Source organism: Alkalibacillus flavidus (genome assembly GCF_040545925.1).
In the GTDB taxonomy this organism is placed as follows: domain Bacteria; phylum Bacillota; class Bacilli; order Bacillales; family Alkalibacillaceae; genus Alkalibacillus; species Alkalibacillus flavidus.
The window spans coordinates 16,967-30,804 of record NZ_JBEPMX010000003.1 but is presented as its reverse complement, the minus strand read 5'-3'; the positions used below and the strand labels follow the sequence as shown (position 1 = coordinate 30,804).

Here is a 13,838-nt window from a genome sequence, read left to right as displayed (position 1 = left end):
TTCCCGCCTTTTATTGATGATATAAAGGTTGATGGTTATGAGAGCGAGTTTCCCATACATATTTATTAGTTCTATTTTGCTCTTGCTAGTTATGCTTGTCGTGTCAATGGTGTTCGGTGCAATTGATACGACGATTAATGACGTATGGCTAGCTATTACGCAATCAAATCCTACTGGAGATGTGTTAATACTGCGAGAGCTTCGTTTACCAAGGGAAATAGGCGCGTTAATGGTTGGAGCGGCATTAGCTGTAGCGGGCGCGATCATGCAAGGGATGACGCGAAATCCGTTAGCAGATCCAGGGTTGCTTGGTTTAACAGCGGGTGCTAATGCAGCACTTGCAGTGACAATTGCTTTTATACCAGGAGCAAATTATTTTTGGATTATGATTGCTTGTTTTATCGGTTCAGCTGTCGGCGCGGTGCTTGTTTTCGGTATTAGTGCGTTGAATCCGCGTGGTTTTAACACATTTCGTATCGTGCTAGCGGGCGCTGCAGTGTCGGCATTTTTATACGCGATTGCTGAAGGAACAGGGATTTTGTTTCAAATATCAAAAGACGTATCGATGTGGACAGCAGGAGCCGTGATGGGGACGTCTTGGGGACAGTTGATGGTGTTAGCCCCGATCATCGGAATAGGGATGTTAGTTGCTTTGTTATTATCGCGCCAATTAACGGTGATGAGTTTGAGTGAAGATGTATCAGTCGGTCTCGGACAGAACTTGAGGTTGATTAAAACGTTATTGTTTATCGTTATTATTTTGTTGGCAGGCGGGGCCGTATCATTAGTCGGTAACTTGGCATTTGTCGGATTGATGGTGCCACATATGGTTCGTCCGCTCGTCGGTACCGATTATCGGTTTATTTTGCCGATGAGCGCAACAGTTGGAGGTATATTAATGTTAGGGGCGGACACGATTGCGCGCACGATTAACGCGCCTTACGAAACACCGCTTGCTGCTGTTGTCTCTTGCTTAGGGCTGCCGTTTTTCCTTTATGTTTTGAATAAAGGAGGGCGATCATTCTCATGATTCATCCAAGTCTTATTCGAAAACAACGTGTTTTGTTAGGTTTTTTTTCAACTGTTTTAATATTAACAGTTGTAATAGGTTTGCAATTAGGTGATTCAACTGTTGCATTTGAGCGAATTATCGCGACATTTATCGGTCAAGGAACATTTGAAGAGGAATTCGTGTTATTTTCGATTCGTCTGCCACGGATAGTAATCACTATTTTAGCAGGGGTTGCACTTGCTTTATCTGGCGCTATTCTCCAAGCTGTCACGAAAAATGATTTAGCAGATCCTGGCATCATTGGCATTAACTCAGGTGCTGGTGTTGCTGTTGCGATATACTTTTTATATTGTCCAATTGATTCAGGATCGTTTATTTTTATGCTACCCTTTGTGGCGTTTTTAGGCGCTTTTCTGACTGCCGGGATGATTTACGCGCTGTCTTACCGAAAACAATCAGGTATCGAACCTGTTCGTCTCGTCTTAACTGGTGTCGGCTTTTCGATGGCTTTTTCAGGTCTGATGGTCGTATTAATTAGTTCAGCTGAACGAGAAAAAGTCGATTTTATCGTTCAATGGATGGCTGGTGATATATGGGGGACGGATTGGCCTTTTGTATACATATTACTTCCATGGCTATTGTTTTTAGTGCCGGTTATTTTCTGGCTTGCGAATTCAATGAATATATTAAGTTTACACCAACAAGCATCTGTTGGTGTTGGCTTACGAATTGAAAAAGTGCGATTAATCCTGTTACTAATCGCTGTTGCATTAGCAGCGTCTGCTGTATCGGTGACAGGTGGCATTTCTTTTATTGGTTTACTCGCCCCGCATTTGGCGAAACAATTGGTTGGACCGCGCACACAATTATATTTACCTATTTGTTTAGTCATTGGCGGGTGGCTTTTATTAGTTGCGGATTTGATTGGTATGAACTTATTACAGGTCGGTAATGTGCCAGCAGGAATTGTCGTCGCCTTAATCGGTGCACCCTATTTTGTTTATTTGTTGATGAGAAAATAAGAGATTTTGCTAATTTAAGGGTTGATTCTCGAGTTGATACGGCGAATTTTGGATGCGATACGGCGAAATTCAAGCGTGATACGGCGAAATTTTGTCCGATACGGCGAAAATATAAGACAATACGGCGAAATCGCGCTCACATACGGCGAAAATCACAGTTTATACGGCGAAATCAAAATCCCGACCGCCCATCATGTGTTAGGGCGATCGGGATTTGTTTAAATCTCTTGCAGAATAGCGCGGACGGGGGACCCGTCGGCGCCTTCTAGTTTGAGGGGTAAGGCTGATAAGTGGTAAAGACCGGCTTCGACACCGTCGAGCGTGACGCCTTCTAAAATATGAATGTCGTTCGCTTCGAAGGCGTGGTGTGTATCGAGTGTTTTGCTGTCGAGCGGGTCGACAGAAGGGAGGTCCACACCGACGAGTTCGACACCGTGTTCATGGAAAAAGCTACCCAAGCGCGCGTCGAGCTCGGGAATCTCGGTCGGAAACGGCGCACCGTTTGGCCATGTGTCTGTTTTTAAAATAACGCGTCGTACGCCTTGTAAATCGATTAGTGCTAAATCTTCAGGTGTTATGCGCTGTTTCGTTGTGACGTCGACGACTAAGACGCGGCCGACGTATAAATCGATCGGCAATTGGTCGACGGTTAAGCCACTATTGTTAAAGTGAAACGGTGCATCAATATGAGTCGCGGTATGACAACTCGTCGTAAATTGCCCGATATTGACGGACCCTGTGTCAGCGATCGAAGCGGTCAGGTCATATGAAAATGGTTCGTCTTCTGGCCATGTAGGTGTGTCAGCGTTTAATGTGCGCGAAATATCGATCATAGCTAAATCCTCCTTACGCAATGACGTCGCGTTCGTTTTGGTATTGTTTATACGTTTCGTTCGTCATAATATCTTTTAAAATATGAACAGCGCGGTAAATGTCGTGATAAGACACGTAAAAGGCAACAGGTGCTAAGCGAATGACGTTAGGCGCGCGGAAGTCCGGTGTAATATCGTGATCTTTTAACGCTTTACAAATGCTCGCCGCTGCTTCGTGTTCTAAACAAATATGGCCGCCACGACGCTCGTCTTCGCGTGGATTACCAATCGTAAAGCCGAAGTCACTCAACTCCTGCTCGACTAAATACATAAAATAAGCTGTCGCCTGAAGCGATTTAGCACGCAACGCTTCGATGCCCGCTTCTTCAAATAAATCTAACGATCCGATTAACGGTGCAGTACTGAAGACGTGCGGTGTTCCGATTTGGAAAGCGCCCGCGTCTTGTGCTTTCGTAAAGGTGTGTTCCATGTCGAATTGTTTGTCTTTATCAGAACCGAACCAGCCCGTTAAGCCAGGGGTGCGGTCGAAATGGTTGTCGTGAACAAATAACCCGGCAACACCACCAGGACCACTATTGACGTATTTGTAATGACACCAATACGCAAAATCAACCCCATCCTCGTGAAAATGGTGTGGAATAGCTCCAACAGAATGGCAACCATCGAACCCAATCAAAATCCCTCTAGCGTGTGCTGCTTCTGTCAGTTTGCGAACATTGAGAAGCTGTCCGCTACGGTATAGCACGGTTGGCAGTACAATAAGTGCCACGTCATTGGTCATCGCCTCAATCACATCATCCTCATCAATCGTCCGACCATCGCGGCTTTCGACTTGGATTAAATGCTCATCTGGGTCATACCCGTGTAATCGCAATTGACTTTGCAGCGCATAAATGTCGGATGGGAAGTTCAGTTCATCGGCTAAAATTTTCGTACGCTCACCCTTAGGTTGATAAAAGGTACTGACGAGTTGGTGCAAATTCGTCGTTGTGGACCCGGTCACCATTACTTCTTCAGGCTTGCCGCCGACTAATGGGGCGATGCGGTCGCCTAACGTTTCGGATAGATAAAACCACGGGTGCTCGCCGTTCATCCAGCCGCCGATCGCCTCGTGTTTCCAAGCGTTCATCACATCTTGTAACGATTGTTCCGCTCGTTTCGGCATGAGGCCGAGCGAGTTGCCATCTAAATAAATATGGTCGTCACTTATATAAAATTCGTGTTTATAATCTTTTAATGGATCATTTGCGTCGAGTTCGTGCGCAAATGATTCAGTCGGTTTAAACATTGTCATCACTCCTTCATTTCAATATATCATAAAATGCGTTCGGGTGAGTGAATTTTCTGTTAAAATAGATGGAGACAAGCTTAGAGGAGGCCGAAAATGAGACAACCAACAGACAAAACGGTGATGCACAGTTATCCCGGTATGGTCGCGATCGTAACGGCGAGGCATAACGGACAAGATAATGTCATGGCTGCAGGATGGCATTCGTATATTTCGTTTGATCCCCCGATTTATGGTGTGGCGATCGGACGTGAACGCTATACATATGATTTAATCAAACAATCAGAGGCATTTGCGGTTCATTTTTTACCGATGGAACAGGCGACATTCATCCAACAATCAGGCAGTTTTAGCGGGAGTCACGTTAACAAATTTGACCTCGGTGGCATGGCTTTTGATCGCGGTCTGACCATTGATGCCCCGATACTACGGGATGCTTATGTCGCTTATGAGTGTCAGGTGATTGATGTGAATACATACGGGGATCACGATTGGTTTGTTGGTGATATCACGCAATTCTATCGTGACGATGACTTGTTTTTACCGAACGGATTGCCAAATGATTCGAAACTGACGATTCCGCTATACCTTGGGCGGTCGATGTATACGACGACTGGCGATCGCGTTGAGAAACGAGTCGACCGTGACGAAATGTGAGGGATGGCGATGATTGTCATGATCGACCACGACGATTCATTTACTTACAACATTGTCGACTATATGGCGCAAACGGGTGCGCGCGTTAAAGTTTTGCCCTATGATCAGGCGACGTTTGAAAACGTGTTAGCCCTTCAGCCTAAGATGGTTGTCTTATCCCCTGGTCCAGGCAACCCAAACGACGCACCAAAATCAGTAGCTTTATTACAAAAACTCGCTGGTCGCATTCCAGTGTTAGGCATTTGTTTAGGGTTTCAAATCGTCGTTCATGCGTTTGGTGGTCGGATCGGTCGAGCACGGATGCCGATGCACGGTAAACGTGAATGGATAAACCATGATGGCGACGGTATGTTTTCCGGGATCGATTCGCCGACACAGGTGACGCGATATCATTCATTAATAGCTGAAACTGAAGACATACCGTGTGATTTAAAGGTTACGAGTTGGACAGACGAAGGCGATGTGATGGGCGTTCGGCATAAACAGCACGCCATTGAAGCAGTGCAATTTCATCCTGAGGCGATTTTAACGACGCATGGCAAACAGATGATTCGAAATGCGATTCGAGACATGGCGCGGGGAGGTGCTCGTGTTGAATAAGACGCGTATGACATTCCATTTCAACCACCCGTGGCTTGAGCAATCAGCCTATGTATTTGAGGACCCTGTTGATGTTTTACAAGCTGACACGATTCATGACGTTCGTGACGTCTTAGACCGAGCAGAAGCTTACCAAAAGCAAGGGTATTACGTCGCGGGTTACGTCAGTTATGAAGCAGCTGAAGCATTTTATCCGCATTTGTCGTTTCATGAACTGGATGATGTACCATATTGCACATTTGCCGTCTTTAAAGAAGCAAAAGCTCCCGTGACGGCTAACCAACCCGACGCGTTTGTCGATGCTGATTTTCAACCTGATACGCCGAAACAAGCGTACTATCAGCGGATTCAAGCGATTCACGATTTAATCGCTCGTGGGGTGACATATCAAGTCAATTACACGATGCGCTTAATCGCTGAGTTGGCTGACGTCGATACAGGGCAATGGTACGAGCAGCTGCGCCAGTCTCAACGAGCGTCATTTACGGCTCACTTACAATTCGGCACATACGATATTATTTCCGTGTCACCTGAATTATTTTTTGCGTGGGACGGCGAGAAGATCGACACGCGACCGATGAAAGGGACGATTGGGCGCGGTCTCACGGTAGACCATGATGAAGCACTGAAACAACAATTAGCTTCATCTGAAAAAGATCAAGCAGAAAACGTGATGATCGTCGATTTGCTAAGAAATGACGTGACCCAAGTCGCGAAAACGGGCACGATCCGTGTGCCTGAGCTATTTACAGTTGAGACGTATCCGACGGTGCATCAAATGACGTCAACGGTCCAAGCCGAGACGAAAGCAGGCATGACGTTACGCGACATATTTGCTGCCCTTTTTCCGTGTGGCTCGATTACGGGCGCTCCGAAACAACGTACGATGGCTCACATTAACGAGTTAGAAACGAGTGCACGTGGTGTTTATTGTGGCGCGATCGGTATGTTGACCCCTGATAGGCAGGCAATCTTTAATGTGCCGATTAGAACCGTTGTCTGGGATCGCGACACAGGGCGAGCGGTGTACGGTGTTGGCGGTGGCGTCACTTGGGATTCATCAGCGGACGGGGAATATGAGGAAACGGTGGCGAAAGCACGCGTTTTACACCGAAAAGCACCCGATTTTCAGTTGTTAGAAACGATGCGTTTAAGTGATGGTGATATTTGGTTAGAAGACGAACACGTAAGCCGTTTACGCGCATCGGCCCATTATTTTCAAATCGAGGTGAGTGAGGCGACCGTTTTAGCGACGTTAAATGAAGTAAAACGAGAATCAGAAGGGTTGTATAAATTACGTTTGTTAGTCGATCAAAATGGTGCGGTCGATATTCAAAAAACACCGATTAGCGAATCACCGACTACGATGTCAGCGGTGTTGGCGGACAGCGCGATCGATTCACACAATCCTTTTTTGTACCATAAAACGACGCATCGCGATGTCTACACGTCATTAGCGAAACACGATGGCCGTGCTCATGACACGTTGTTGTGGAATGAATACGGTGACGTGACGGAATTTACAACAGGAAATGTTGCCTATCAACTGGGTGATGAATGGTACACACCACCTGTAACAGACGGCTTATTGCCGGGAACTTATCGTGATACATTAGTGGCGACAGGTGTTTTAAACGAACGATCGTTAAAACGACATGAGATTGATCACATTAACCAATTCGCCTACTTAAACAGTGTGCGCGGATGGGTGACGATCGATTTATTACATTAGGAGGCGAATAGCATGATAGATTTACGAAGCGATACCGTGACCAAACCGACACAGGCGATGCGTGAGGCGAGTTTTCACGCGGAAGTCGGTGACGATGTGTATGAAGAAGATCCGACTGTGACCTTATTAGAAGAGAAAGCAGCTGATATGTTAGGGAAAGAAGCGGCTTTATTTGTCACAAGCGGGGTGCAAGGCAATCAAATTGCGGTGTTAACGCACACGCAGCCTGGGCAAGAAATTTTGTTAGAAGAAGAAGCGCACGTTTTTTATTACGAGGGGGCTGCGATTTCGGCTTTTGCGGGTGTCCAACCACGTACGATTAATGGAATGCGAGGCGCCATGGCACCAGCCGATGTCGAAGCGGCCATTCGCCCTGAAGACGTGCATTTACCTGAAACGGGCCTTATTTTACTCGAAAACACCCACAACCGAGCAGGTGGGGCTGTCGTACCCCTCGAGACGATGAAGGCGACGTATGAACTCGCGCAAGCGCATGATATTCCAGTTCATTTAGACGGCGCACGTTTGTTTAATGCCGAGGCAGCATCAGGTGTGTCGGTGAAAACGTATGCTGAACAAGCTGATACGGTGCAAATTTGTTTATCGAAAGGGCTTGGCGCACCAGTTGGTTCGATTATTGCTGGGTCTAAAGCGTTTATTAAACAAGCGCGCAAATGGCGTAAACGATTAGGCGGTGGCTTGCGTCAAGTCGGTGTCATTGCGGCGCCAGCGATGATTGCTTTAACAGAGATGTCGAAACGGTTAGGCGACGATCACAATAACGCAGCAAAGTTAGCCAGAGGTGTAGAGGAAGCAGGCTTTGACCTCAAATATCCCGTTGAAACGAACATCGTCATTATGGATGTGGCGCGGGCAGGTATAAGTGGTGCTGAAATGATGGAACGTTTAGCAGACAATGGCATTAAAGCGGTTCAATTCGGCCCGACGCTCGTTCGGTTTGTCACTCATTATGACGTGAATGAACGGGATATCGACGACACGATCCAAGTGCTGAAAAATATCAAAAATATGCTATAATAGAATAAGAGATTTTTCGACACATTTAGAGGAGTGGACGGTATGGTCGATTCACGTATGTTTGAAGCCGTGTTAGGGTATCAACGTGCCTTGCAAAATAGCCCATTTAAAACGGATCAAAACAATCAATCGAATTCGTTGTTAAATGGTGATTCGTTTCAGCAGTTGCTAAGTGCTAATATGATGCCGAGTATGTCGAGTGGTAATCAGTTCAGTAACAGTTCGATGGCTGAGATGCTGATGCCGTTTGGGAGCTCTAGTTCGTCATCGAGTGGTGCAGGGTCTATGTTTAATATGATGATGCCGAACGCAATGTCTGGTAATACGTCTATGGCAGGTATGATGCCGAGTAGCCTTTTAAACGGCGATTTTATGACAGACATGTTTTCGTCCCAAACCGATCAGATTAAACAAGCGTTAGTCGATGCGAGTGGTGAAGATGTTTCGGTTGATGCGAGCGAGATCGGGTCATCTCAGTTTGATGACATTATTCAAAGCGTGGCAGATAAGTTTAACTTAGATCAGGATTTAATTAAATCGGTCATTAACGCCGAATCTAGTTTCAACCCATCTGCTGTCAGTGACGCTGGAGCGCAGGGACTTATGCAATTAATGCCTCAAACCGCTGAAGCCTTAGGGGTGACGAATCCGTTCGACGCCCAGCAAAACATTGAAGGCGGTGCGCGTTACTTACGCGATATGCTTAATCGGTACGACGGCAATTTAGAAAATGCTCTAGCTGCTTATAATGCTGGCCCAGGAAATGTTGATTACTATGGTGGCGTGCCTCCATTTGCTGAGACACAAAACTACGTGAATAAAATTTTAGGATAAGACAAAAGCCATCACCTAATGGGCAGGTGATGGCTTTTGTCTTACATTTGTTCAAGCGCTTGGTTCAAGTCTTCCCAAATATCTTCCCAAGCTTCTAGGCCACATGACATTCGAATTAGTGAATCGGTAATCCCCATATGTTGCCGGCTTTCTTCCGGTACGACCGAATGCGTCATTGTTGCTGGATGTTGGATGAGCGATTCCGCATCGCCTAAACTAACTGCTAATTTAATAAACGATAGTTTGTTTAAAAAGGCTTGAGCTTCCGCTTTGCCACCTTCTAATTCAAATGAAATCACGCCAGCACCGAGTTTCATTTGTTTTTGAGCAATGTGATAGTGTTCGTGGTCAGGATCGAACGGATAATAAACGCTTTTTACTTTCGGGTGCGCTTTTAGTTTAGCGACGATTTTTTCGGCGTTATCGGAATGGCGATCCATTCGTATTGGTAATGTTTTTAACCCACGTAGCAGTAACCATGCGTCAAATGGCGCCATAATGCCACCGATATCTTTTTGCGTCGTCATGGCCACTTCTGAAATAAATTCTTCCTTTCCAACGAGTAGTCCGCCGACGACATCGCCGTGGCCACCGATATACTTCGTGGCACTGTGCAGGACAATATCACAGCCTAAATCGATCGGGCGTTGTAAATACGGTGATGAAAACGTATTATCGACGACAACAGGAATGTCGTATTCTTTCGCCACACGAGCGACCATCTCAAGGTCAATCATTTTCATTGTTGGATTAATCGGCGTTTCGATATAAATGACGGTTGTATTGTCTTGAATCATTTGGCGCAAGACAGTTTCTGATTCCATAAAACTAAAATCGGATTGGATATTATATTTGTCTCGCATAATATCGAGTAGGCCAAATGTGCAACCGTAAATACCACGTGAGCATAAAATATGATCATTCGCTTTTGTTAAGGCGATGAGTGTGGCAGACACAGCAGCCATACCGGATGCAAAGGCGAGGCCTGCTTCAGCGTTTTCTAACTTGGCAATTCGTTCTTCGAGATGTTTCACAGTCGGGTTACCGAGTCGTGAATAAATAAATCCGCTATCCTCACCTGCAAAACGTGCTTCCCCTTGTTCAGCATTGGCGAACGTATACGTTGATGTTTGATAGATTGGCGTTGCTAGACTGTCATAATGATCCTTAGAATCATACGCATGATGGATTGCATCTGTTTCAAATCGATTCGTCATCGAAAAACTCCCCCTTATATATCCTTTTAGGTAAAGTATAACATAAAATATGAAAGCGCTTTCGATAATTTCGAGAAAAATTTCCTAAATTAAATATGAGCCGAAGTTTTTAAATAAGTGCTTTAATTTTTGAAATAAATGCACGATGTTTTGAAATAAATCGGCCGATTTATTTCAAAACTAAGGGGCCCAATTTAACTTATTGAATAAATCAGAGGGTTTATTTAATAAGTTAGAGCATTTTTCTAATGTAATACGACTTAAGTTCATCGTCTGCACAAACTTTTTGCATAAATTCTTGATAACTTAGTGATATAATGTGATGCGAAAATAGAATGCGGAGGGATGATTGTGCGAATTTGGTTCATTGCTATTATAGGTTTTTCGCTTTTAGTGGGTTGTACAAACGATGGTGCACATTCTCAGTTCACGAGAGAATTAGAAGGCGATCAGCTAACTCATGTTCATGGTATGGGTTATGAGGAAAAAAGTGGTCGATTGTTATTCGGAACTCACCATGGCCTTAGAATATATGAAGATGATACTTGGTATGAAACAACAGATAATATTCATGATTACATGGGATTTAGTGTGATTGATGAGGGGTTTTACACATCTGGTCATCCTAATTTACAATCCGATTTGCCTAATCCACTAGGAGTACAAAAAAGTAGTGATGGTGGCGAATCATTGAATGAGGTTGATTTCTTAGGTGAAACTGATTTCCATTATTTAGCTGCTGGATATGAAAGTCATGATATCTTTTTATATAATTCTGAAGCTAATTCAAAATTAGAAAAAGGTTTTTACTTAAGTGAGGATAATGGTGATACGTGGGAAGTGATTGAGGCTGAACAAGTTAAAGGGGAATTAGTCAAATTAGCCATTCACCCTACCGATAGTGAACAATTAGCGATTGCGACGACTCAAGGTATTTATTTATCTAAAGACCGAGGGGGTAGCTTCCGGCTCATCACTGATCAAGGACAAGGTATGAGTGTCCATTTTACACCTGATACGCTGTATTATGCAGCATATCAAGAAGGAGATGATGCATCACTTATCGCTTATGATCTAGATACGGGAGATATGGTGGCAAAATCTTTGCCTGATTTAGAAGGAGATGCCCCAAAATATATTGCGAGAAACCCTGATCAACCAGCTGAGTACGCGATTTATACGCATGTCAATGAAGCGGTTTATATAAGTCAAGATAACACGGAATCGTGGGAAAAACTGTCTGAAAGCGGACGTATTCAGTAAATGATGAAAAAGCTTTCGTTTCGAATTGGCATGCTGTTCTTTGTGTTAATTTTGATTATTGAATCGTTATTATTTGTGACACTCTATACGAATTTAGCGAACCAACAAGTTGATGAGGTCATGAGTAATTTATTAGCGCGTGGCAACACGCATCGCGATGTTTTAGAAGATCATTATGATCAATCAACGATAGAACATGTTGCTACTATGGAATCGTCATCTCAGTTTATCGTTGTGATTACAGACAACAATGGAGAGGTTATCGCCCGATCAAATGATTTAAATGAAGAACTCGAAGGACTGATTCAACAATCAATGAATCTGTCTGTTCGACAAGAAGGAGAAATGATCGAAGACGATTGGCGCCATGAAAACTACATTGCATCCAGCAGTCCAATAAACGTGGCGGACAACACAGAAGGCTATGTCATGATGTTTGCTGAGACAAGCAATGTTAAACAAGTTTTGTCGGAATTAGCAAATCAATTTAAATGGGCAAGTATATTGACTTTGATTCTAACGATTGTCACAATTTTGATTTTGTCTAAATTCATGACAACCCCGTTAATAAGGATTAAAGAAGCAACAGAACAAATTAATAAAGGCGAAAAGCAAATTCATTTAAATACATCGCGTCAAGATGAACTCGGGAGTTTAGCACGGTCCATTACCGACATGTCGAACGAGTTAGATCAATTAAAAAGCGAACGAAGTGAATTTTTATCTAACATATCACATGAACTTAGAACACCCTTAACATATATCAAAGGGTATGCTGATATTATTAATAGGCCCAATACTTCATTTGATGACCGAAAAAAATATAGCTTAATCATTAAAGAGGAATCAGAACAATTATCGATTTTGATTAAAAATTTATTTGATTTAGCAAAAGTCGATCAAAACAAATTTATGATTAACCAAGAATGGGTTTCGCTATGTGAACTTATACAAGATGTGATGGCTCGACTGACACCGGCTTTTAATGATAAACAGTTGACCGTCGAATCCGATTGCTCTGATGAGTTAATGGCTTATGTAGACCCACCACGTATTCGACAAGTTTTACTGAATATTTTAGATAATGCTAGAAAATTTTCGAATGAAGGTGGCAAGGTTTCGCTTAACGTTACCACTGAGGAAAATACGATTATAATCAAGATTGTTGATGAAGGTGAAGGTGTGCCAGTGGAAGAGTTGCCTTACGTATTTGACCGATTGTATCGAGTGGAAAAATCACGGTCACGTCTTAGTGGTGGATCGGGTGTTGGACTAACGATTACAAAGGAAATTATTGAGTCGCACGGTGGAACTATTGAAATGGATAGCGAACTTGGAAATGGAACGACGGTGACAGTGAGTTTGCCAAAGGGTGATTGAAATGAAGCGTGTATTAATCGTTGATGATGAACAGCGGATGCTCGATTTAATAGAAGTCTATTTGCAAACATACGAATATACTTGTTTTAAAGCGTTAAATGGATCCGAGGCGTTAAACTATTTAGATGAGGAATCGATTGATATTATTTTGTTAGATGTGATGATGCCTGATATAAGTGGCTTTGATTTATCTCAAAGGATCCGAACGATTTCAGACATCCCGATTATTATGCTAACAGCACGTGATGAACAAGAAGACATTCTTAAAGGATTCGATGTAGGGGCTGATGATTACATCACGAAACCATTTAATGATTTGGAGTTAGTGGCTAGAATGGAAGCGTTACTGAAGCGGACACAACCTCAAAACGTATTAAAAATGAACGGTTTAGTGTGGAATCATGAAACATATGAATTGTCATATAAAGGTGAGATCATTAAGCTAACGCGAAAAGAGTTTGAAATGATTGGATTACTTCTTAAACATCCGAATCAAGTATTTGAACGTGAACGATTAATTGATTTGATTTGGGGATTCAATTCAGACGTTGAAGGTCGAACGATTGATTCTCATGTTAGAAACATTCGCGATAAAATAAGACAAACAGATTTCCCAGTTGATCAACACCTTAAAACCGTATGGGGTGTCGGTTATAAATGGGAAAGGTGATGAGAGTGCAACCTAGGTTGATCTGAAAGTTAAAGAGGTGGCACTTAAGCGCCACCTTTTTAACTTTCAATTTTCTTTTTCAAGCGCTCATATTCCTCTTCTGTAATTTCCCCTTTAGCTAAGCGTGTTTTTAAAACGTCTAATGAGTCTTTGTTTTGGGTGGTTTGATTTTCATTTGAGCTCTTAAACATCCAAAGGAAAATGAGCACTATTAAGACAATGATAATTATCATAATTGAACCAAACATAAAGCTTCCGAAAAAATTGCCTCCCATCTGACCATTCATCATAT

General features: G+C 43.4%; 14 protein-coding genes. 10 read left to right on the top strand and 4 right to left on the bottom strand.

What is annotated here, in order from left to right; all coding sequences use genetic code 11:
• The first annotated feature begins 37 nt into the window (after positions 1–37).
• The gene (locus tag ABID56_RS04080; RefSeq protein WP_354219345.1) at positions 38–1,030 is read left to right on the top strand and encodes a FecCD family ABC transporter permease; all 993 of its coding nucleotides are present in this window, start codon (positions 38–40) and stop codon (positions 1,028–1,030) included.
• A complete protein-coding gene (locus ABID56_RS04075) occupies positions 1,027–2,034 on the top strand; it encodes a FecCD family ABC transporter permease (RefSeq protein ID WP_354219344.1) in 1,008 nt (335 codons plus the stop codon). Before ABID56_RS04080 ends, ABID56_RS04075 begins: the two co-directional genes overlap by 4 nt.
• A 218-nt stretch (positions 2,035–2,252) precedes the next feature.
• Here the strand turns inward: ABID56_RS04075 and kynB are convergent, their stop codons facing one another.
• A complete protein-coding gene (kynB, locus tag ABID56_RS04070) occupies positions 2,253–2,867 on the bottom strand; it encodes an arylformamidase (protein WP_354219343.1) in 615 nt (204 codons plus the stop codon).
• 13 nt (positions 2,868–2,880) lie between these two features.
• Positions 2,881–4,161, bottom strand: coding sequence for a kynureninase (gene kynU / locus ABID56_RS04065; RefSeq protein WP_354219342.1), 1,281 nt, complete (start codon positions 4,159–4,161; stop codon positions 2,881–2,883).
• A gap of 90 nt (positions 4,162–4,251) precedes the next feature.
• Here kynU and ABID56_RS04060 point away from each other — a divergent pair, with 90 nt between their 5' ends.
• The 5 genes from ABID56_RS04060 to ABID56_RS04040 are packed head-to-tail and all read left to right on the top strand — an operon-like array spanning position 4,252 to position 9,016.
• Complete coding sequence (locus ABID56_RS04060) at positions 4,252–4,812, top strand: flavin reductase family protein (protein ID WP_354219341.1); 561 nt, start codon at positions 4,252–4,254, stop codon at positions 4,810–4,812.
• A gap of 9 nt (positions 4,813–4,821) precedes the next feature.
• Positions 4,822–5,412, top strand: coding sequence for an anthranilate synthase component II (locus tag ABID56_RS04055; RefSeq protein WP_354219340.1), 591 nt, complete (start codon positions 4,822–4,824; stop codon positions 5,410–5,412).
• Entirely contained in the window at positions 5,405–7,144 is a 1,740-nt protein-coding gene (gene pabB / locus ABID56_RS04050; protein WP_354219339.1) for an aminodeoxychorismate synthase component I, read from the top strand. Before ABID56_RS04055 ends, pabB begins: the two co-directional genes overlap by 8 nt.
• 12 nt (positions 7,145–7,156) lie before the next feature.
• On the top strand, positions 7,157–8,182 hold the full coding sequence (locus ABID56_RS04045; RefSeq protein ID WP_354219338.1) for a threonine aldolase family protein: 1,026 nt from the start codon (positions 7,157–7,159) through the stop codon (positions 8,180–8,182).
• A 42-nt stretch (positions 8,183–8,224) separates the two neighbouring features.
• Positions 8,225–9,016, top strand: coding sequence for a lytic transglycosylase domain-containing protein (locus tag ABID56_RS04040; RefSeq protein WP_354219337.1), 792 nt, complete (start codon positions 8,225–8,227; stop codon positions 9,014–9,016).
• A gap of 41 nt (positions 9,017–9,057) precedes the next feature.
• Here the strand turns inward: ABID56_RS04040 and megL are convergent, their stop codons facing one another.
• Positions 9,058–10,233, bottom strand: coding sequence for a methionine gamma-lyase (megL, locus tag ABID56_RS04035; protein WP_354219336.1), 1,176 nt, complete (start codon positions 10,231–10,233; stop codon positions 9,058–9,060).
• Positions 10,234–10,584: 351 nt separating this feature from the next.
• On the opposite strand from megL, the gene ABID56_RS04030 reads away from it, so the two are divergent.
• From ABID56_RS04030 to ABID56_RS04020, 3 genes are read left to right on the top strand one after another with little or no spacing between them, the layout of a single operon-like run.
• Entirely contained in the window at positions 10,585–11,496 is a 912-nt protein-coding gene (locus ABID56_RS04030) for a F510_1955 family glycosylhydrolase (RefSeq protein WP_354219335.1), read from the top strand.
• Entirely contained in the window at positions 11,497–12,876 is a 1,380-nt protein-coding gene (locus ABID56_RS04025; RefSeq protein WP_354219334.1) for a sensor histidine kinase, read from the top strand. It begins immediately after the preceding gene.
• Position 12,877: 1 nt separating this feature from the next.
• Positions 12,878–13,546 (top strand): response regulator transcription factor, encoded by a 669-nt coding sequence (locus ABID56_RS04020; protein ID WP_354219333.1) that lies wholly within the window; start codon positions 12,878–12,880, stop codon positions 13,544–13,546.
• A 59-nt stretch (positions 13,547–13,605) separates the two neighbouring features.
• On the opposite strand, the gene ABID56_RS04015 is transcribed toward ABID56_RS04020, so the two are convergent.
• Complete coding sequence (locus ABID56_RS04015; protein ID WP_354219332.1) at positions 13,606–13,836, bottom strand: SHOCT domain-containing protein; 231 nt, start codon at positions 13,834–13,836, stop codon at positions 13,606–13,608.
• Positions 13,837–13,838: the final 2 nt, after the last annotated feature.

Coding starts and splice junctions, on each gene's coding strand:
- ABID56_RS04060 (WP_354219341.1), top strand. CDS start 4,252: ATGAGACAACCAACAGACAAAACGGTGATGCACAGTTATCCCGGTATG.
- ABID56_RS04080 (WP_354219345.1), top strand. CDS start 38: ATGAGAGCGAGTTTCCCATACATATTTATTAGTTCTATTTTGCTCTTG.
- ABID56_RS04075 (WP_354219344.1), top strand. CDS start 1,027: ATGATTCATCCAAGTCTTATTCGAAAACAACGTGTTTTGTTAGGTTTT.
- ABID56_RS04020 (WP_354219333.1), top strand. CDS start 12,878: ATGAAGCGTGTATTAATCGTTGATGATGAACAGCGGATGCTCGATTTA.
- ABID56_RS04015 (WP_354219332.1), bottom strand. CDS start 13,836: ATGATGAATGGTCAGATGGGAGGCAATTTTTTCGGAAGCTTTATGTTT.
- kynB (WP_354219343.1), bottom strand. CDS start 2,867: ATGATCGATATTTCGCGCACATTAAACGCTGACACACCTACATGGCCA.
- kynU (WP_354219342.1), bottom strand. CDS start 4,161: ATGACAATGTTTAAACCGACTGAATCATTTGCGCACGAACTCGACGCA.
- ABID56_RS04025 (WP_354219334.1), top strand. CDS start 11,497: ATGATGAAAAAGCTTTCGTTTCGAATTGGCATGCTGTTCTTTGTGTTA.
- ABID56_RS04055 (WP_354219340.1), top strand. CDS start 4,822: ATGATTGTCATGATCGACCACGACGATTCATTTACTTACAACATTGTC.
- megL (WP_354219336.1), bottom strand. CDS start 10,233: ATGACGAATCGATTTGAAACAGATGCAATCCATCATGCGTATGATTCT.
- ABID56_RS04040 (WP_354219337.1), top strand. CDS start 8,225: ATGGTCGATTCACGTATGTTTGAAGCCGTGTTAGGGTATCAACGTGCC.
- ABID56_RS04045 (WP_354219338.1), top strand. CDS start 7,157: ATGATAGATTTACGAAGCGATACCGTGACCAAACCGACACAGGCGATG.